20 protein-coding genes are annotated in these 19,077 nt (G+C 71.2%); 7 read left to right on the top strand and 13 right to left on the bottom strand.

The features are described from left to right. The 3 genes from ABD378_RS14380 to ABD378_RS14370 form a co-directional block, all read right to left on the bottom strand. Positions 1-363, bottom strand: a 363-nt coding sequence (locus ABD378_RS14380; protein ID WP_344521164.1) for a phosphotransferase, incomplete at its 3' end; no start/stop codon positions are given. Positions 364-495: 132 nt separating this feature from the next. Continuing rightward, positions 496-1,566 carry a glycoside hydrolase family 113 protein gene (locus ABD378_RS14375; protein ID WP_344521162.1) on the bottom strand — a complete coding sequence of 357 codons (1,071 nt, stop codon included), beginning with the start codon at positions 1,564-1,566 and terminating at the stop codon, positions 496-498. A 160-nt stretch (positions 1,567-1,726) separates the two neighbouring features. Continuing rightward, positions 1,727-2,740 carry a LysR family transcriptional regulator gene (locus ABD378_RS14370; RefSeq protein ID WP_386545236.1) on the bottom strand — a complete coding sequence of 338 codons (1,014 nt, stop codon included), beginning with the start codon at positions 2,738-2,740 and terminating at the stop codon, positions 1,727-1,729. A gap of 58 nt (positions 2,741-2,798) precedes the next feature. Here ABD378_RS14370 and ABD378_RS14365 point away from each other — a divergent pair, with 58 nt between their 5' ends. Together ABD378_RS14365 and ABD378_RS14360 are read left to right on the top strand one after the other, a co-directional pair. Further along, entirely contained in the window at positions 2,799-3,617 is an 819-nt protein-coding gene (locus tag ABD378_RS14365) for an NAD(P)-dependent oxidoreductase (RefSeq protein ID WP_344521288.1), read from the top strand. A 28-nt stretch (positions 3,618-3,645) separates the two neighbouring features. Then, positions 3,646-4,029 carry a RidA family protein gene (locus ABD378_RS14360; RefSeq protein WP_344521158.1) on the top strand — a complete coding sequence of 128 codons (384 nt, stop codon included), beginning with the start codon at positions 3,646-3,648 and terminating at the stop codon, positions 4,027-4,029. Here ABD378_RS14360 and ABD378_RS14355 read toward each other — a convergent pair whose 3' ends face one another. Then, positions 4,030-4,626 (bottom strand): TetR/AcrR family transcriptional regulator, encoded by a 597-nt coding sequence (locus ABD378_RS14355; protein WP_344521156.1) that lies wholly within the window; start codon positions 4,624-4,626, stop codon positions 4,030-4,032. A gap of 158 nt (positions 4,627-4,784) precedes the next feature. Here ABD378_RS14355 and ABD378_RS14350 point away from each other — a divergent pair, with 158 nt between their 5' ends. Continuing rightward, entirely contained in the window at positions 4,785-7,238 is a 2,454-nt protein-coding gene (locus tag ABD378_RS14350; RefSeq protein WP_344521154.1) for a glycoside hydrolase family 3 protein, read from the top strand. Between the two features lie 18 nt (positions 7,239-7,256). On the opposite strand, the gene ABD378_RS14345 is transcribed toward ABD378_RS14350, so the two are convergent. Together ABD378_RS14345 and ABD378_RS14340 are read right to left on the bottom strand one after the other, a co-directional pair. Further along, positions 7,257-8,243, bottom strand: coding sequence for an aldose epimerase family protein (locus ABD378_RS14345; RefSeq protein WP_344521153.1), 987 nt, complete (start codon positions 8,241-8,243; stop codon positions 7,257-7,259). Positions 8,244-8,274: 31 nt separating this feature from the next. After that, positions 8,275-9,186 carry an SGNH/GDSL hydrolase family protein gene (locus ABD378_RS14340; RefSeq protein ID WP_344521151.1) on the bottom strand — a complete coding sequence of 304 codons (912 nt, stop codon included), beginning with the start codon at positions 9,184-9,186 and terminating at the stop codon, positions 8,275-8,277. Between the two features lie 304 nt (positions 9,187-9,490). Between ABD378_RS14340 and ABD378_RS14335 the strand changes: the two genes are divergently transcribed. Next, complete coding sequence (locus tag ABD378_RS14335) at positions 9,491-9,985, top strand: DUF3145 domain-containing protein (protein WP_344521149.1); 495 nt, start codon at positions 9,491-9,493, stop codon at positions 9,983-9,985. A gap of 69 nt (positions 9,986-10,054) precedes the next feature. Here ABD378_RS14335 and fabF read toward each other — a convergent pair whose 3' ends face one another. The 5 genes from fabF to fasR form a co-directional block, all read right to left on the bottom strand. Beyond that, positions 10,055-11,317 carry a beta-ketoacyl-ACP synthase II gene (gene fabF / locus ABD378_RS14330; RefSeq protein ID WP_344521147.1) on the bottom strand — a complete coding sequence of 421 codons (1,263 nt, stop codon included), beginning with the start codon at positions 11,315-11,317 and terminating at the stop codon, positions 10,055-10,057. 70 nt (positions 11,318-11,387) lie between these two features. After that, entirely contained in the window at positions 11,388-11,636 is a 249-nt protein-coding gene (locus ABD378_RS14325; protein WP_160504853.1) for an acyl carrier protein, read from the bottom strand. A 98-nt stretch (positions 11,637-11,734) separates the two neighbouring features. Continuing rightward, positions 11,735-12,766 (bottom strand): ketoacyl-ACP synthase III, encoded by a 1,032-nt coding sequence (locus tag ABD378_RS14320; RefSeq protein ID WP_344521144.1) that lies wholly within the window; start codon positions 12,764-12,766, stop codon positions 11,735-11,737. Between the two features lie 17 nt (positions 12,767-12,783). After that, positions 12,784-13,731 (bottom strand): ACP S-malonyltransferase, encoded by a 948-nt coding sequence (locus ABD378_RS14315; protein ID WP_344521142.1) that lies wholly within the window; start codon positions 13,729-13,731, stop codon positions 12,784-12,786. An 89-nt stretch (positions 13,732-13,820) separates the two neighbouring features. Further along, positions 13,821-14,960 carry a fatty acid biosynthesis transcriptional regulator FasR gene (gene fasR / locus ABD378_RS14310; RefSeq protein WP_344521286.1) on the bottom strand — a complete coding sequence of 380 codons (1,140 nt, stop codon included), beginning with the start codon at positions 14,958-14,960 and terminating at the stop codon, positions 13,821-13,823. Between the two features lie 185 nt (positions 14,961-15,145). Between fasR and ABD378_RS14305 the strand changes: the two genes are divergently transcribed. After that, positions 15,146-15,811, top strand: coding sequence for a pirin family protein (locus tag ABD378_RS14305; RefSeq protein ID WP_344521140.1), 666 nt, complete (start codon positions 15,146-15,148; stop codon positions 15,809-15,811). Positions 15,812-15,922: 111 nt separating this feature from the next. On the opposite strand, the gene ABD378_RS14300 is transcribed toward ABD378_RS14305, so the two are convergent. Further along, entirely contained in the window at positions 15,923-16,738 is an 816-nt protein-coding gene (locus ABD378_RS14300) for a serine hydrolase domain-containing protein (protein ID WP_344521138.1), read from the bottom strand. 19 nt (positions 16,739-16,757) lie between these two features. Further along, positions 16,758-17,246, bottom strand: a complete 489-nt coding sequence (locus ABD378_RS14295; RefSeq protein WP_344521136.1) for a GNAT family N-acetyltransferase — start codon at positions 17,244-17,246, stop codon at positions 16,758-16,760. A gap of 131 nt (positions 17,247-17,377) precedes the next feature. Here ABD378_RS14295 and ABD378_RS14290 point away from each other — a divergent pair, with 131 nt between their 5' ends. Both ABD378_RS14290 and ABD378_RS14285 read left to right on the top strand, forming a co-directional pair. Then, entirely contained in the window at positions 17,378-17,932 is a 555-nt protein-coding gene (locus ABD378_RS14290; RefSeq protein ID WP_386546824.1) for a MerR family transcriptional regulator, read from the top strand. A 184-nt stretch (positions 17,933-18,116) separates the two neighbouring features. After that, positions 18,117-19,058 carry an aldo/keto reductase gene (locus ABD378_RS14285; RefSeq protein ID WP_344521284.1) on the top strand — a complete coding sequence of 314 codons (942 nt, stop codon included), beginning with the start codon at positions 18,117-18,119 and terminating at the stop codon, positions 19,056-19,058. Positions 19,059-19,077 lie beyond the last annotated feature (19 nt).

Here is a 19,077-nt window from a genome sequence, read left to right as displayed (position 1 = left end):
GGGTTCGTCGAGGCCGCCGATGACGGGGTTGTGGCCTTCGAGCCACCGGTACACGTACCAGGGCCACGGGAACCCCTCACCGGGCTCGCCCTTTCCCAGCGGCGCGGGAATGGCGACGGGGAGCGAGGCCGCGAGCCGCGGCAGATGATGCACCTCGCGCTGTACGTCCGCGACGCCTCCCTCGATGCGGGGGAGCCGGACGGCCATGTCGTCGCCGAGGCGGTAGATGGCGTTGACGGTGCCGTTCGAGTCGACGGGCTCGACCGTGAGGCCCGCCCAGCCGGGGAACTGCGCGGCGAGCAGCCGGCGTACGAGGGGCGTGTCGATGTCGGCTTCGTCGGCGTGCATCTTGGCGGGGGACATGTGGGCCTTCCGGGACGGTGGGGAAGCGAGGGCCGACGCTGATCGAAGCTGGCCGGGGTGCGTCCGGTCAACAGGATTCCCCCTCACCGACGGCGGGAGGCGTGGCCCGGTGCAGGCCCGGTGCCGGGACCGCTACGAACGCCGCGCCGCGCGCCCGTAGTGCTCGGCCACCGCGTGGAACGCCTCCTTGGGCTCCCAGTGCCAGCGGCCGGACGGCCCCTCCTGGATCGTCTTGACGAGGCTGTAGCTCGCCATGTCGAGGTCGTGGCGCGGCTCGGACCTGTGCGGGGCGTCGGGGCTGACGAAGTTGTAGAGCGTCGCCGAGTAGAGGTTCATCGACTCGAAGACGTCCAGTACGTCGGTGATGTACGCCGCCTGCGTCCGCTCGCTGCGGACGAGCCCGTCCTTGATCTCGGGCGGATCCTTGGTGTAGTCGACGACGTCCCACCCCATGCCGCCCTGCTCCGGCGCGCCCCGGAACGTACACGTGCCGAATTCGGTGATCGCGACCGGCTTCCCCCAGCGTTGGCAGGGCGCCAGGTCACGCACGTATCCGGACCGACTGGGGTGATACCCGTAGTAGTTGACGCTCACGATGTCGAACAGACCCCAGTCGACCTCGTCACCCTCCGCCGCCCCGTACGTGAGCCCGCCCCCGAAGACGGACCTGCCGACCGCCGCCGCCCGCCCGATGAACCGCTTCAGACGCCGCTGCATCAGTACGGGGTCGAAGTTCCCCTTGGTGACGTTCTCGATCCGCTCCACCGCGTTGTCGCCGGGCACGATCCCCGGCACGAAGAGCACGAACTCGCAGCCCACACTCAGGTGGACCGCCGCGCCCTGCCGCCGCAGCCGCTCGGCGTGCCTGCCCGTCTCCGCGATGTGGTCGAGGATCTCCCGCTCGGGGCGGTCGGCAAGCCGGGGCTGGAGCCAGACGTGCAGTCCGCGTTCGGCTGCTTCCGTCGCGGTCGCGCCGAGCCGTTCGACGCCGTCGCCGAAGACGGAGACAGTGGTGGCGTGCAGCCGGTCCTCGATCGCGCACATGTCCTCGCGCATGCGGCCCGCGTTCCAGCCGGTCGCGGGTGTTTCCCCCGCGCCGACCTCATAGCAGACGCCGCGGTACGTGAGCCCGCGTGATCCGGGTCCGGTCGCGGCGGCCGGTGCCGCCGTCAGCAGGCCTCCTGCCGCCGCCGCGACGCCCACGGCTCCCGCCCCGGCCCTCGCCAGAAACTGCCCCCGGCTGATCCCGTCCCTACCGTCACTACCGTTACTCGGCACGGTGCCTCCCCTGTGTCCCTCCGCACGGTCCGTACGGTGGGTCCAGTCTTGTCGGCGGCGCCGCCCGGCCTCGACGGCCGTTGGTCTACGCCGTGGGCGACCTTGGTAGGAACGCGCGGCCCTGCGAGGCGACTTGAGTAGCGCGCAGCGCCTCCAGGAACGGGCCCACCGCAGGCGGAGGCACCCGGCCCCGCGCCGTCGCCGCGTACACGGCACGCGGCGGCGCGTCCTCGTCGCGCACCGGGACCAGGGTGATGTCGGGGCGGACGGACTCGGCGGCCAGGGCGGGCACGAGGGTGACGCCGAGACCGGCGGCCACATAGCCCTGCTTGGCGGTCCACTCGGCGACGACATGGGCGATCCTCGGGCGGAAGCCGTGCCGGTGCGCCTCTTCGAGGAGTGTGCCCTCGGCGTCCGCGCTGCCGGATACCCAGTCCTCTCCGGCGAGTTGAGACAGACGTACGGACGCGTGGCCCGCCAGCGGGTGGTCCGGAGGGACGGCGACGTACAGCCCCTCGTCCAGGAGGTGGTGCAGTTCGTACGCCTCCACGTCGCCGCCGCTCAGCGCCCCGCCCGTCGAGGAGACGATCGCGAGGTCGAGGCCGCCGTCCCCGAGGCGGGCGAGCAGCCCGGGCGTAAGACCCTCCTCGCGGGTGAGCGTCACGCCCGGGTGGCGGGCGCGGAACGCCGCGATGGCCCGCGGCACGAGCGCCGCGTCGGCCGTCGCGAACGCCCCGAAGCGCAGGGTTCCGCCGGTCAGGTCACGCAGGGCCGCCAACTCGCGCTGCATGGCGCGGAGTCGGGCCACTGTCTCTTCGGCGTGCGGCAGCAGCGTACGGCCGTGCGCGGTCAGGCGTACGCCCCGTGGCAGCCGGTCGAAGAGCGGGTCGCCGCCGAGCGCAGCCTCCAGGGAGGAGATCTGCCGCGAGACGGCGGACTGCGTCCAGCCGAGCTCGCGGGCGGCCACCGTGAAGGATCCGTGCCGCGAGACGTCCAGGAAGACGCGGAGCCAGACGGTGGAGAGGTCGGGCGGTGGCGGGGCCTGGACCTGGGCGGCCTGGGCCATCCGTGCGGTATGCGGAGTGGGCATGGCTGGCATGCTAGACATTCGCTTGTCGCATCACTTGCCCGGCCCTAGCGTCGGGCGCATGGAAAAGATGGAAAAGATCGCGTTCCTCGGTCTTGGGCACATGGGCGCGCCGATGGCACGCCAACTCCTCGCGGCAGGCCTTCCGTTGACGGTCTGGAACCGGTCCGCCGGGAAGGCGGAGCCGCTGGTGGCGGAGGGGGCCCGACTCGCCGCCGATCCCGCGGAAGCCGCGCGTGACGCCGATGTCGTCATCACGATGCTGGCCGGCCCCGACGCGGTGCGCGCCGTCGCCGACGCCATCGTGCCGGAGCTGCGGGCGGGGTCCCACTGGGTGGAGATGTCCACCGTCGGGCCGGATGTCGTAAGGGAGTTGGCTGCGAGGGTGCCGGACGGCGTAACTCTCGTCGACGCGCCCGTCATGGGGAGCACGGACAAGGCCGCCTCCGCGCAGCTGGGCATTCTCGCGGGGGGTGAGGCGGACGGGGTCGCACAGGTCCTCGCCTGCTTCGGTCCTGTGACCCGTACGGGCCCGCTCGGCTCGGGGGCTGCCCTGAAGCTGGTCGTGAACACGGCCGTCATCGGCGGCGTGGCCCTCGTGGCCGAGGCGATGAGGCTTGCGGACGCGCTGGGCCTTGACGAGGAGACGGCCAAGGAGGCGCTCGCCGGTGGCCCGCTCGGGGGAGCGGTGGGCCGCGCCTTCGCCACGGACGTGCACTTCGGCAGCGACCTCGCCGTGAAGGACGTGGCGCTGGCGACAGAGGTCACTCAACTCCCGGCGATGGAAGCGGTGTTGGCCCACTACAAGGCAGCCGCCGCCGACCCGGAGGTCGTCCACGAGGACATCGCGCGTGCGGTCGCCCACATCCGTTCCCGGAACACCCAGTAGTCGCGACGCAAGAGGAGTAGCCCGCACCATGCGCATAACCATCGACAACCCCGCGTCCGCGCCCCGCCCCCTGGGCCCCTACTCCCAGGTCGCCCGCGTCGAACTGGACGGCGGAGGCGCCCTGTTGTACCTCTCGGGACAGATCGCCGAAGGCGACGGCGTCGCCGCCCAGAGCCGCGGCATCTTCGAGACCCTGTCCGCCCTGCTCGAGGCGCACGGCGCGACGCTCGACGACGTCATCAACATCCGTACGTTCATGACGGACCTCGACGGCCTTCCCGAATACGCCGCCGTACGCGCCCGGTTCCTCACCGCGACGCCACCCACCAGCACGACGGTCGAGGTGCCACGGCTCTTCCGGCCACAGGCGCTCATCGAGATCGACGTCGTGGCGGCCGTCCCTGCCCCCTGATCACTCGCCTCGCGCGTCCCGCTCGCCGCCGCCCAGCAGCCCCAGGAAGGCCCTGAACGCCCCCACCATGTCCACCGATTCGGGGTCCAGGAGCCACTGGTACTGCAGCCCGTCCATCACCGCGACGAGCAGCGGCGCCGCCGCCTCCGGGGTGAGACCGCCGGGGAGCCGCTCCCCGTACTCCGCGCGCAGGACCGCCGCGAACTTCTCCCGCACCGATCCGTACCGCTCGGTGAAGTAATCCCGTGCCGGATGGCCGTCCGTGACGCTCTCGCCGAGGAGCGCGGAGAAGGTCTGGATGATGCCGGGGCGCATCGCGTTGTACTCGACGAGCGAGCCGAGCAGGTCGAGGCGGATCTCGTTCGTCGGTACCGCGTCCCACTGGTCGCGGGCCTCCAGGACGGCGACGAGCAGGGCGTCCTTCGTGGGGAAGTAGTGCAGCAGGCCCTGCTGGGTCAGGCCGACCCGCTCGGCGACGGCGCCCAGGCTCGCGCCGCGGTAGCCGCGCTCGGCGATCACCTCCAGGGCGGCCCGGAGGATCTCCGCACGCCGCTCCTCGTTTCTGGCCTTGGCCGTGGTCCTGGCCTTGGGCGCCATCGTGTCTGCCCCTTCACGTTCTCGGTCCTGCTCGCGGGACGACCGTACGTCATGCCGACATCAATATAACGTCCAGGTTACGAAAACTACCGACCTACAGGTAGACGAGGCAGGATGGAGGGAACGTACGGAACGGACTTCAACGAGGAGGTACCGCCATGGCGGGAACCCAGGGCCCCGGAGCCACGCAGGCCGACCAGGCGCGCGAGGCGGTCGTGGAGGCCGCGCTCGCCGCGCTGGATCTGGACGCGAAGGCCCGGCTGCTCGGCGGGCGTGACATGTGGTCGCTGCACCCGCTGCCCGAGATCGGCCTGGCCTCCCTCGTGATGTCGGATGGCCCGATCGGCGTGCGCGGCACCCGCTGGACCGCCGACGACCCCTCCATCGCCCTGCCGTCACCGACCGCGCTCGCCGCCACCTGGGACCAGGACCTCGCCCGCCGCGCGGGCGCCCTCCTCGCCCAGGAGGCCCGCCGCAAGGGCGTCCACGTCCTCCTCGCGCCCACCGTCAACCTGCACCGCTCGCCCCTCGGCGGCCGGCACTTCGAGGCGTACAGCGAAGACCCGTATCTGACCGGCGTCATCGGCACCGGCTATGTCCAGGGAGTGCAGTCGGGCGGCGTCGGCACGACCGTCAAGCACTTCGTCGCGAACGACGCCGAGACCGACCGCTTCACCGTCGACAACGTCGTCGGAGCGCGCGCCCTGCGCGAGCTGTACCTCGCGCCCTTCGAGGCGATCGTCACCAACGCCCACCCCTGGGGCATCATGACCGCGTACAACCAGGTCAACGGCTCGACGATGACCGAGCACCGCTATCTGGTCAACGAGGTCCTGCGCGGTGAGTGGGGCTTCGACGGCTACAACGTCTCCGACTGGATGGCCGCCCGCTCGACCACCGGCGCCGTCGAGGGCGGCCTTGACGTCGCCATGCCGGGACCGCGGACCGTGTACGGCGACGGGCTCGCCGACGCGGTGCGCGGCGGCCGGGTCAAGGAGTCGACGGTCGACGACGCCGTGCGGGGCGTCCTGCGTCTCGCCGCCCGCGTCGGCATCCTCGAAGGCGCCGAGCCCGTGGTCACCGACGTGCCCGCCGAGATCGACGGCGAGGCGCTCGCCCGTGAGGTGGCCCGCCGCGCCTTCGTTCTCGTGCGCAACGAGAACGACGCGCTGCCGCTGAGGCCCACCGCTTCCGTCGCCCTCATCGGCGCCGCCGCGCGCGATGCCCGCGTCCTGGGCGGCGGCTCCGCCACCGTCTTCCCGGCGCGCGTGATCTCCCCGCTCGACGGCCTGGCGGCGGCGCTCGGTGATGACGCCCTGACGTACGCCGTCGGCGCCGACCCGAGCGACGAACTCGCCCCCGCCGACAAGGGGTTCGAGCTGCGCGCCATCTGCCGCGACGCGGACGGCACCATTCTGGGCGAGGGCAACCTCCCCTCCGGCCAGGTCCAGTGGATCGGCGACGACCTGCCCGACGGCGTCACCCACGAGACGATGGCCTCCATCGAGGTCGTCGGCACGTTCACGCCGCGCGAGAGCGGCGAGCACTCCTTCGGCACGCGGGGCCTCGGGGCCTTCACGCTCACCGTCGGCGGCGACGTCGTCTTCGACGGGTCCGAGGTGATGGGGCCAGAGTCCGACCCCTTCGAGGCGTTCTTCGGCTCACCGGTCGAGCGCGCCAAGGTGCGCCTGACGGCGGGCGAGACGGTGGAGGTCTCCCTGCTCCACCCGCTCGACAAGACGTACGAGGCCCCGCTGCCCGGCGTCGTGTTCTCCTTCGTGCACCTCGGGCCGCGGCGTGACCCCGACGAGCTGATCGCGGAGGCCGTCGACGCGGCGCGCGGCGCCGACACGGCGGTCGTGGTCGTCGCCACCACCGAGCGCGTCGAGTCCGAGGGCTTCGACCGGCAGGACCTGCGGCTCCCGGGCCGCCAGGACGATCTTGTGCGTGCGGTGGCCGCGGCCAATCCCCGCACGGTCGTGGTCGTCAACTCCGGCTCCCCGGTGGAGCTTCCGTGGCGCGATGACGTCGCGGCGGTGCTGCTCAGCTGGTTCCCGGGGCAGGAGGGCGGCGCCGCGCTCGCCGACGTGCTGCTCGGCGCCGAGGAGCCGGGAGGGCGCCTGCCCACGACATGGGGCGCCTTCGCGGACGCGCCGGTCACCCGGGTCACCCCGGCCGACGGCGAACTCCCTTACGCCGAGGGCGTGTTCATCGGCTACCGCGCTTGGGAGAAGTCGGGCGCCACCCCTGCGTACGCCTTCGGCCACGGCCTCGGCTACACCGACTGGACGTACGAGTCCCTCGTCGTGGAGGGCACGACGGCCACGGTCCGCGTCCGCAACTCCGGCTCCCGCGCGGGCCGCGAGGTCGTCCAGGTCTACCTCGCCCCGGCCGCGAACGACGGCAACCGCCCGGCCCGCTGGCTCGCGGGGTTCGCGGGGGTCGATGCCGCCCCAGGCGAGAGCGTGGATGCGCGGATCGAACTCCCGCGCCGCGCCTTCGAGATCTGGGACGAGACCGCCAACTCCTGGTCCCACCAGGGTGGTTCGTACGAGGTGCAGGTGGGCCGCTCCATCGCCGACCGCAGGCTGAGCGAGACGATCGTCGTCTGACGCAGGCGACCGCGCGCGTTAGCGCACGGAGAAGCCGTACACCGTCTCCGACCTGTACACCCCACCCGGCCGCAGCACCGTGCTCGGAAACTCCGGCCGGTTGGGGGAGTCGGGGAAGTGCTGTGTCTCCAGGGCGATCCCGTCGCCGGGCCCGAACGGCAGCGGCTCCTCGAAGTGGTCCGCCGTGTACAGCTGGAGGCCGGGCTCCGTCGTGGCGACGGTCAGGACGCGCCCGGACGCCGCGTCGCTCAGTTCCGCCACCTCGACCGGCTGCGCGGTGACCCCCTTGTCCAGCACGTAGTTGTCGTCGATCCCGGCCCCGGCCTTCCGCGCGGCCCGGAAGTCGAACCGCGTCCCGTCGACCTCCTCGTACGCCCCCGTGGGAATCTGCACCCCGTCCGTCGGCGTGCGGCGGGCCGCCGCGATCCGCAGCTCGTGCCCGCCCGCGCCGCCGCTCCCTGCCCCGGCGAGATTCCAGTACGTGTGGTTGGTGAGGTTCACGACCGTCGGGGCGTCGGTCGTCGCCTCGTACGCGATCCGCAGCGAGCCCGCCTCGTCAAGCGTGTACGTCGCGGACACCGCGAGCCGCCCGGGATAGCCCTCCTCGCCGTCCGGGCTCACCCGGCAGATCCGCACCCCGTGCTCGACCTCCGCCGCCTCCCACACCCGCTTGTCGAAACCGGCCGTGCCGCCGTGCAGCGCGTTGGGCTCGTTGTTCCGCGCCAAGCGATACGTCCGGCCGTCGAGCACGAACTCGCCGCCCGCGATCCGGTTCGCGTACCGGCCCACCAGCGCCCCGAGGAACGGCCCGGGATGGTCGAGATAGCCCTGGAGGCCGTCGAACCCGAGAGCCACCGGCTCACGCCGCCCGGACCGGTCAGGAACTTCCGCCGACTGGATGATCCCGCCGTACGTCAGGACGCGTACCCGCACCCCGCCCCTTTCCAGGGTCCAGCGATGGACGGGCGTGCCGTCGGGGAGCGTCCCGAAGAGTTCACTGCGCATGATCGCGACCCTACGCCGGGCCGTCGGTCACTCAGGCTCCGGGATCCTTGGCCTTCACCTGCCGGTAGGCCAGCTCGGCGAGCCGCGACTGGCCGTCCTTGCTGGGGTGGAACCAGTCCCAGGGGCTCAACTGGTCGCCGTCGAAGCGGTAGTCGAAGACCGCCCCGCCGTCGTACCGGCAGCGCAGGTCCTTCGCGCACACGTCCTTGAGCACGTCGTTGTACGCGACCACGCGGCCTTGCACCGTGGCCCGCCGCTGCGTCGCCGAGGTGTCCAGGTCGTCCGGGTCCGCCAGCATCGAGGAGCAGATGCCGAGCTTCCAGATCTGCTTGCCCAGCGCGTTGGTGCGCCCCTGGGACCAGAGCCGCTTCAGATCCGGCACGGAGGTGACGTACACCTGGGTCTTGGGAAGCTCGCGCCGCAGCGTGCGCATCGCCTCCTCGAAGTCGGCGCGGAACTCGGCGACCGGGGTCATGGAATCCGCCGATGGGCGGCAGGCGTCGTTCGCGCCCGCCATCACCGTGACCAGCTCGGGGCGCTTGAGCGCCGCCTGCTCGACCTGCCCGGTGAGATCCGCCATGCGGGCGCCGGTCTTCGCGTAGTTCCAGCTGTGCCCGGCCGCCCGCTCCTTGCCCAGCAGGCGTGTCGCGAGGCTGCGCACCTCGGAGTCCGTGCCGGTCGCCCAGGACGCCTCGGGGCAGTCGGCGAGCACCGAGCAGGCGTCGAAGCCGCGGGTGATGGAGTCGCCGACGGCCGCCAGGGACTTCGGGTCCGTGTCCCAGGTCGGGGTGGGCTTGGGGGACGGCTTGTCGTGCGCCGATGGTCCCTTGGGTGCGGGGGAGTTGCCGCCGGAGGCGTCGCACGCGGCGATCGCGGTGGCGCCGAGGAGAACCGCCGTCGCGGCGGCGACGGCGGCACGCGGGCGGTGCCTTCGGTTCCGCATCCCCAGGTCCCCTCTGTTGTCGTAGGCCGATCGCTCTGTCGCCGTAGGCCGACCGCGCCGTTCAGGCGCCCCTGCGGGTGAATGGTGGGTGATTCCTGGCCTTGGGACCGACGGTACGTCACACTCCTTGTTCCGCCGCACGGTAGCCTCGCCACCCAGTGGCACCCTGCGCTTTCGGTTCCGCTAAATTACATCACGTCACATCTGTCCCGTTTTCGGGAGTTTCCCGAACGCGGGGCCGCAACGCTCGGCACGGGCCGAGGCCGCTGGGGAAGGCGAACCTCGACCCACACTGGAGGTCCCGGTGACGACACGTGGAGTTCTGTACGTGCACTCCGCACCGCGCGCGCTGTGTCCGCACGTCGAATGGGCAGTCGCGGGCGTACTCGGCGCGCGCGTCAACCTCGACTGGATCAGGCAGCCCGCGGCGCCCGGCAGCTGGAGATCGGAGTTCTCCTGGCGGGGCTCGGTCGGCACCGCGTCCAAACTCGCCTCCGCCCTGCGCGGCTGGCAGCTGCTGCGCTTCGAGGTGACATCCGAGCCGTGCCCCACGGCCGAGGGCGAGCGGTACAGCGCCACACCCGAGCTCGGGATCTTCCACGCGGTCACCGGCATCCACGGCGACATCCTGATCCCGGAGGACCGCCTGCGCGCCGCTCTGGCCCGCTCCCAGCGCGGCGAGAGCAACCTGGAGGCCGAGCTGGCCAAGCTGCTCGGCAAGCCGTGGGACGACGAGCTGGAGCCTTTCCGGTACGCGGGCGAGGGCGCGCCTGTGCGGTGGCTGCACCAGGTGGTCTGACGTACTTCCGGCACGCATGGCGAAGGGCCCCCACCGCACGGTGGGGGCCCTTCGCGTATGCGTCAGAAGTCAGACGGTCCTGAACGCGAGCACCACGTTGTGGCCGCCGAAGCCGAACGAGTCGTTCAGCGCCGCGATCCTGCCCTCGGGCAGTGCGCGGGGCTCGTCGCGGATGACGTCCGCGTCGACCTCGGGGTCGAGGTTCTCGATGTTGATCGTCGGCGGGGCGATGCGGTTCTTCAGCGCGAGGACCGTGGCCACGGTCTCCACGCCGCCCGCGCCACCGAGCAGGTGACCGGTCATCGACTTCGTGCTGGAGATGGCCATGTGGTCGACGTCGTCGCCGAACGCCTTGCGCAGCGCCTTGATCTCGGCGACGTCACCCTGCGGCGTCGAGGTCGCGTGCGCGTTCACGTGCACGATCTCGGCGGGCTTGAGGTCCGTGCCGTCGATGAGGTTCTGCAGCGCCGCCGCGATGCCGTTGCCGGACGGTTCGGGCTGCGTGATGTGGTGGGCGTCGGCCGAGATGCCCTGGCCGACGGCCTCCGCGTAGATCTTCGCGCCGCGGGCCTTGGCGTGCTCCTCGGACTCGAGGACGATCACGCCGGCGCCCTCGCCGAGCACGAAGCCGTTGCGGTCGACGTCGTAGGGGCGCGAGGCGCCCGCCGGGTCGTCGTTGTTCTTGGACATCGCCATCATGTTGCCGAACGCGACGATCGGCAGCGGGTGGATCGCCGCCTCCGTGCCACCCGCGACGACGACGTCGGCGCGGCCGGTGCGGATCATCTCGATCGCGTAGCCGATGGCCTCGGCGCCCGAGGCGCACGCCGACACGGGGGTGTGCACACCCGCGTGGGCGCCCAGCTCGATGCCGACGTTGGCCGCCGGGGAGTTGGGCATCAGCATCGGCACGGTGTGCGGGGAGACGCGGCGTACGCCCTTCTCCTTGAGCACGTCGTACTGGTCGAGCAGGGTGGTCACGCCGCCGATGCCGGAGGCGATGACCGCACCGAGGCGGTGCGGGTCCACGGACGTGTCCTCGCCCGCCTTCGCGGTGTAACCCGCGTCGGCCCAGGCCTCCTTGGCCGCGATCAGCGCGAACTGCGCCGAACGGTCCAGCTTGCGGGCCTGGGGGCGAGGAATGACCTCGCCCGGCTCAACCGCGATCTGGCCCGCGATGCGGACCGGAAGCTCGGCCGCCCAGTCCTGTTCGAGAAGACTGACACCGGAACGGCCCGCGAGCAGACCTTCCCAGGTCGAGGCTGCGTCGCCACCCAGCGGTGTGGTTGCGCCGATACCGGTGACGACCACGGTGCGATTGGTCGAGTTCACAGGAAAATTCTCCACGGTGTTGAGGGGATCAGCGGCGCCACCGCCGGGTGGCGACAGCAGAGCAGCCTTATCAGGCCTGGTGCTTGAGGATGTAGCTGGTCGCGTCGCCGACCGTCTTGAGGTTCTTGACGTCGTCGTCCGGGATCTTGACGTCGAAGCGCTCTTCGGCGGCGACGACGACCTCGACCATGGACAGCGAGTCGACGTCCAGGTCGTCGGTGAAGGACTTGTCCAGCTGGACGTCCTCGACCGGGATGCCGGCGATCTCGTTCACGATCTCGGCGAGACCGGCGACGATCTCTTCCTGAGTGGCGGCCATGTTGGCGCTCCTTCTATGTATCCAGAGGGTGTGGCGCCCGCCGCGGCAGCGGCAGGTTGGTTTACAGCCGTACGGATCGGGTGATCCGGACGTGATGCCTAGGGGAGGGTAACGACCGTGGCGGCGTACACGAGACCCGCCCCGAAGCCGATGACGAGCGCGGTGTCGCCGCTCTTCGCCTCGCCGGTCGCCAGGAGCCGCTCCATCGCGAGCGGGATCGAGGCTGCCGACGTGTTGCCGGTGGTGCGCACGTCACGGGCGACCGTGACGTGTTCCGGCAGTTTGAGAGTCTTCACCATCGAGTCGATGATCCGCTCGTTGGCCTGGTGCGGGATGAAGACATCCAGGTCGTCCGCGGTGATCCCGGCCGCGTCCAGCGCCTGCTGGGCGACCTTCGCCATCTCGAACACGGCCCAGCGGAAGACCGCCTGGCCCTCCTGCGTGATCGCAGGGAACTTGATGTTGCCCTCGCGGTCGAGCGGCAGCTTCGAGACGTCGCCGACGTGGAAGTCGTTCCACGCCACGGTCTGCTTGATCGTCTCGGACTTGTCGCCCTCCGAGCCCCAGACCGTCGGGCCGATCTGCGGTTCCTGGGACGGACCGACGATCACGGCGCCCGCGCCGTCACCGAACAGGAAGGCCGTCGCGCGGTCCTCCAGGTCGGTCAGGTCGCTCAGCCGCTCGACGCCGATGACCAGGACGTACTCCGCGGAACCCTCGACGATCATGCCCTTGGCGAGGGTGAGGCCGTAGCCGAAGCCCGCGCAGCCTGCGGAGATGTCGAACGCGGCGGGCTTGCCCGCGCCGATCTTGTCCGCGATCTCGGTCGCGATGGCCGGGGTCTGCTTGAAGTGCGAGACGGTCGAGACGACGACCGCGCCGATCTGCTCCGGCGTGATGCCCGCGTCGGCGATCGCCTTGCCGGACGCCTCGACGGACATCGCGGCCACGGTCTCCTCGTCGGAGGCCCAGTGGCGGGTCGCGATGCCGGAGCGGGAGCGGATCCACTCGTCGGACGAGTCGATCGTCTCGAGGATCACCTCGTTGGGCACGACACGGGTCGGGCGGTAGCCGCCGACACCCATGATGCGCGCGTACGGGGCGCCCTTACTGGGCTTGATCTTCGACATGCTCTCCTGGCTCCTTCTCAGGCACCCGCCGCGTCGGCGGCGGATGCGGTGTCGGCGATGAGCTCACGAGCGGCGTCGAGGTCGTCGGGTGTCTTGAGGGCCACCGTCCGCACGCCGGGCAGGGCGCGCTTGGCGAGACCGGTCAGCGTGCCACCGGGGCACAGCTCGATCATCGCCGTGGCACCCAGTTCCTTGAACGTCTCCATGCACAGGTCCCAGCGCACCGGGTTGGCCACCTGGCCGACCAGGCGGGACAGGACGTCCGAGCCGGTCGCCACGGCCAGGCCGTCACGGTTCGAGATGTACGTCAGCTTCGGGTCGGCCGGCGCGAGGGCCTTGGCGGCCTCCTCGAGCGTGGCGACCGCGGGAGCCATGTGGTGCGTGTGGAACGCGCCCGCCACCTTCAACGGTACGACGCGGCGGACGCCTTCGGGCTTGTCCTCCGCGAGGGCGGCGATCTGCTCGGCGGTGCCCGCGGCGACGATCTGACCCGCGCCGTTCACGTTCGCCGGCGTCAGGCCCAGCTTCTCCAGGTGCGGGACGGTGACATCGGGGTCGCCGCCCAGCAGCGCCGCCATGCCGGTCTCCGTGACCGCCGCGGCGTCGGCCATGGCCAGACCCCGGGTGCGGACGAGACCGAGCGCGTCGTCGTCGCTGAGCACTCCGGCGTACGCGGCGGCGGTGATCTCGCCGACGCTGTGTCCCGCGACCGCGCCGGGCTTGTTCGCGGCGAGGGCGTCACTGAGTGCCGCGGCGGAGAGCAGACCGGCGGCGACAAGGAGGGGCTGGGCCACGGCGGTGTCGCGGATCGCGTCCGCGTCGGCCTGCGTGCCGTAGTGGGCAAGGTCGAGCCCGATGGCGTCCGACCACGCGCCGAGGCGGTCGGCCGCGCCGGGGAGATCGAGCCAGGGGGTCAGGAAGCCGGGCGTCTGAGCGCCTTGGCCGGGAGCGACGAGTACGAGCACTCTCACACTCTCTCTTGTGGACGGTGCATGCCGCCCGTGGGGACAGGGACGAAGAACCGCTGGGGGAATTGTAGGGGCCCGACAAAATCCTATGGTTGGAGATCTCCGTCGGCCAGACGCCCCAGGATCAGCGCGATCCTCAGCGTGAATGCGGAGCGTACGTCGGATGGCGACCAGCCGGTGACGTCTGTCACACGTCGCAGCCGGTAGCGCACGGTGTTGGGGTGCACGAAGAGCATCCGGGCGGCGCCTTCGAGGCTGCTGGCCTGTTCCAGATAGACGCTGAGCGTCTCCAGGAGCGCGGAGCCCGCTTCCTCCAGTGGTCTGTAGATCTCCTCCACCAACTGCTCGCGCGCGGCGGGATCGCTCGCGATCGCGCGCTCCGGCAGGAGATCGTCCGCAAGGACGGGGCGCGGGGCGTCCTGCCAGGCGGCGCAGGCCTTGAGCCCGGCGGCCGCGGCCTGCGCGGACCGGGTGGCGGCCAGCAGGTCGGGGACGATGGGCCCGGCGACGACGGGACCGGCCGCGTACGGGCCGATCAGGCCCTTGGCGACCTGCAGCGGATTGTCGCTGCCGCCCGCGATGACGACGAGGCGGTCGCCGAGCACGCCGGTCAGGACCTGGAGCTTTGCGTGCCGTGCGGCGCGGCGGATGGCTTCGACGGTGAGCTCGCTGTCGCCGTCGGGCGCGGTGCCGAGGACGACGCAGACATGCTCGGGGGAGTTCCAGCCGAGCGCGGCGGCCCTGCTCACCGCCCCTTCGTCGGCTTCTCCGGAGAGCACGGCGTTCACGACGAGCGACTCGAGGCGGGCGTCCCAGGCACCCCGTGCCTCGGCGGCCTGCGCGTAGACCTGCGCGGTGGCGAAGGCGATCTCGCGGGCGTACACGAGGAGCGCCTCGCGGAGGATGGACTCATCTCCCGGGGCCGCGATCTCGTCGACCGCGGACTCCATCACCTCGATCGTCGTACGCACCATCTCGACGGTCTGGCGCAGGGTGATCGCCCTGGTCAGCTCGCGCGGGGCGGTGCCGAAGACGTCGGTGGAGATGGCCTGGGGAGCGTCGGGACGACGGAACCACTCCGTGAAGGCGGCGATGCCGGCCTGCGCCACCAGGCCGATCCAGGAGCGGTTCTCCGGCGGCATCGCCCGGTACCAGGACAGCGTCTCGTCCATGCGCGCGATGGCCTGCGCCGCGAGGCTGCCGGATGACTGCTCGAGGCGCTTCAGCGTGGCTGAGTGCGCGTGAGCCTTCCGGTGCGCGTCCTGGCGGGCGGCCTCCTCGTGGCGCGCGGCTTCCTCGTGGGCTGCCTGATGGGCGTCCTGGCGGGCTTCGTTCGCAGAGGGTTCGGGCACGGGGACAAGACTGCCTTATCGGGACGGGGGTGTGCGGTGCCGGGTCTAACGTGGGGTGTGTGATTGATGTACGACGCTCCGGCGATCGGTACCGCGGCGGGGAGCCCGGTGCCGGTATCGAGACCTTCCACGCCTTCTCCTTCGGGCCGCACTACGACCCGGACAACCTTCGCTTCGGCGCGGTCCTGGCCTGCAACGAAGAGCGTCTCGCACCCGGTGCGGGCTTCGACGAACACCCGCACAGCCACACCGAGATCGTGACCTGGGTGGCGGAGGGCGAACTGACCCACCGCGACTCGACCGGGCACGAGTCGGTCGTGGGCCCGGGGGACGTCCAGCACCTGAGCGCGGCCGGCGGCGTCCGCCATGTGGAACGCAACGACGGTGGGGCCCCCTTGGTCTTCGTCCAGATGTGGCTGTCCCCGCTCAGTCCCGGCGGCGAACCGGCCTACGAGGTGGTCCACGGCATCGCGGACTCGACTCCGTACGCGGTCCCCGCGGCGGGTGCCCTCCTCCACGTCAGGAGACTCGCCGCGGCCGAGCGCACGGCGATCCCGGACGCCCCCTTCGCGTACGTCCATGTGGTGCGCGGCGAAGTCCGCCTGGGCGGCGAGGACTTGGGGCCGGGGGACGCGGCGCGGATTGCGTCCGCGGAGGGCTTGGAGGCGGTGGCTTCGGAGGAGGGCCCGGCGGAGCTGCTGGTGTGGGAGATGTCGGGGGGCTGAGCGTCGTCGACGGTCGCCCTCGCTGTGTGCAGTCGTGCCGCCGGGGCGGCACGGGTGGGCGGTCCGGCGGTACCCCGTTTTAGTTGGGCCGCGGAACGCACGAACGCCGCCTCAGAGCTCGGAGAGCACCGCGTCAGTGAACGGAGGCCAGGCCTCGATGGCCCACGGACCGAACGCCCGGTCCGCCAGAGCGACACACGCCGCCCCCGCGTCGGGATCGACCCAGAGGAACGTCCCGGCCTGCCCGAAGTGCCCGAACGTCCGAGGCGAAGACGAACTCCCCGTCCAGTGCGGCGACTTGGAGTCCCGGATCTCGAACCCGAGCCCCCAGTCATTGGGACTCTGATGCCCGTACCCGGGAAGCACACCCTTCAGCCCCGGATGCACCACAGACATCGCCTCGGCCACCGTCCGCGGATCGAGCAACCGCGGCGCTTGCACCTCAGCGGCGAACTTCACCAGGTCATCCACGGTGGACACCCCGTCCTTGGCGGGCGACGCACTCCCGTCGAGCGAGGTGGCCCCCATCCCCAACGGTTCGAGCACGGCCTGCCGCAGATACTCCCCGAAGGGAATGTCCGTCGCCTTGGCGATGTGATCACCGAGCACCTCGAACCCGGCGTTCGAGTACAGCCGCCGTGTCCCGGCGGGCGCCGTCACCCGATGCTCGTCGAACGCGAGACCACTGGTGTGCGCCAGCAGATGCCGCACGGTCGACCCCTCGGGCCCGGCGGGCTCGTCGAGCTCGATGGCCCCCTCTTCGTACGCCACGAGCGCCGCGTACGCCGCCAGCGGCTTGGTGACCGAAGCGAGCGCGAAACGGTGCCCGGTGGGCCCGTGCGCCCCGACGACCGTGCCGTCCGCGCGGACGACTGCGGCGGCAGCGGTGGGGACCGGCCAGTTCTCGATCAACGCCAGGCTCTGCATACCTACGAGCCTAAGCGCCCTACAGGTTCAACCGCATCGAGGGGTCGGGCTTGCGCACGAAGCCGAGCGAGGCGTACAACGGCTCCGCCTCCGCCGACGCATTGAGATCGACACTTCCCGCACCACGCTCCCGGAACCAGTCGAGGAGCACCTCCATACAGGCCCGCGCATACCCACGCCGCCGCTGATCCGGATCGGTGGCGACGCTGAAGACATAGCCGACGACGCCCCGCGGATTCCCGGCCCGCCCGATGCGGTAGTCCAGAGTCCCCACCACCAGTGCCGCGAGTTTCCCGGGCCGGCCGGGCTGGTCGACGACGAACGCGGCGAAGTCGCCCGCCGGATCGGCCAGTTTGCCCCGCACGACAGCGAGGGACTCGGCATGCCAGCCGGTGTCGGACGCGGCGCCGGTCGCCGAGCCGGATGCGAACACCGAGTCGATCATCACCTGCCGCAGCCTGATCAGTTCCTCGGCATCATCTGGCGTGGCACGACGCACAACACTCATGATCGGCACCGTAGTCACCACACGAAGCGGCGTCCTCCGATTTTCCGAGGGTGTGTTTCCGTCACATGATTCCTCCCGTTCTGCTTGCTTGGAGTGCACTCCAAGGTTCTAGCGTGGTGGTCATGACGGTGATGGAGACCGAGACCACCCGCACACGGGGCCCCGCGCAGGGCGTGACCGAACCGATCACCGGCACCGCTGATAGCACCGCCGGTACCGCCGACAGCGCCACCGGCAGCGCCGACAGCGCCGGCACCAAGGCGGATGCCTGCGCCTCGGCACCCACCACGCACCCCCGTCCGAACGGACAGGACCACTACACGATCAGCGAGGTCGTCGCCTTCATCGGCCTGACCGCGCACACCCTGCGCTGGTACGAGCGAATCGGCCTGATGCCCCACATCGACCGCTCCCACACGGGCCAGCGCCGCTACCGCAACCGCGATCTGGACTGGCTGACCTTCGTCGGCAAGCTCCGCCTGACCGGCATGCCGGTGGCGGACATGGTCCGCTACGCCGAGCTGGTGCGCGAGGGCGAGCACACCTTCACCGAGCGCCACGAGCTTCTCGAACAGACCCGCCGCGACGTCCGTACCCGCATCGCGGAGCTCCAGGACACGCTCGCCGTGCTCGACTACAAGATCAACTTTTACGCTGACGCCCGCCCGGCGTCGGAGAGGCCCTGAACTGATGACCCCCGCAACTCCCGCGACCCCCGCTAGCCCCGCCACCCCCTCCACCTCCGAGTCACCCGAGGCGGCGGCTGCGACGACCGGCACCGGCGCTGAGACTGGTGAGACTCCCGAGCCGATCGCGAAGGTGCGGCTCGGGGCAGACGGCCCGGAAGTCGGCGTCCAGGGACTCGGCTGCATGGGCATGAGCTTCGCCTACGGCCCCACCGACGCCGACGAGGCCCGGGCGACCCTGGAGCGAGCCCTCGAACTGGGCGTCACCTTCTACGACACCGCCGACGCCTACGCCGCCGGTGAGAACGAGAAGTTCCTCTCCCCCTTCCTCAAGGCACACCGCGACGAGGTCGTCCTCGCCACCAAGTTCGCCCTGTCCGTCGACCCGGACGACTCGACCAAGCGGATCATCAACAACGACCCCGCATACATCCGCGCCTGCATCGACGCCAGCCTCCAGCGCCTCGGCGTGGACGTCATCGACGTCTACTACATGCACCGCCGCGATCTGGAGGTGCCGATCGAGGAGACGGTCGGCGTGATGGCCGAGCTGGTCGCCGCGGGCAAGGTCAAGCACCTCGGCCTCAGTGAGGTCACCGGCCCCGAACTCCGCGCCGCCCACGCCGTCCACCCCATCGCCGCCCTCCAGTCCGAGTGGTCGCTCTTCAGCCGGGACATCGAGCAGGGCGTGGTCCCCGCCGCCGCTGAACTCGGCGTCGCCCTCGTCCCCTACTCCCCGCTCGGCCGAGGCTTCCTCACCGGCTCGTTCGTCAGCGCCGACAAGGAGCTCGGCGGGGACGACTTCCGCCGCCATCAGCCCCGCTTCACGGGCGACAACGCCGCCGCCAACGCGGCCCTCCTCGCACCCGTCCGCACCGTCGCCGACGCCCACGGCGCGAGCCTCGGCCAGGTCGCCCTCGCCTGGGTCCAACAGCAGGCCCAGGCCCACGGTCTGGCCGTCGTGCCCATCCCCGGCACCCGCAAGCGCACCCGAGTCGAGGAGAACACCGCGGCCACCCGCCTCGAACTCACCTCCTCCGAACTCGCCCTGCTGGACCCCATCGCCGCCCAGGTCGCAGGCGACCGCTACGCCGACATGACCTTCACTTCGGCGGGCCGCGAGTAGCGAGCACTCGGCCAGGCAG

It is taken from the genome of Streptomyces rectiviolaceus (assembly GCF_039533825.1).
Taxonomy (GTDB): domain Bacteria; phylum Actinomycetota; class Actinomycetes; order Streptomycetales; family Streptomycetaceae; genus Streptomyces; species Streptomyces rectiviolaceus.
Note: the sequence above shows the minus strand (reverse complement) of the source record. Positions and strands in the feature narration are given on the sequence as shown.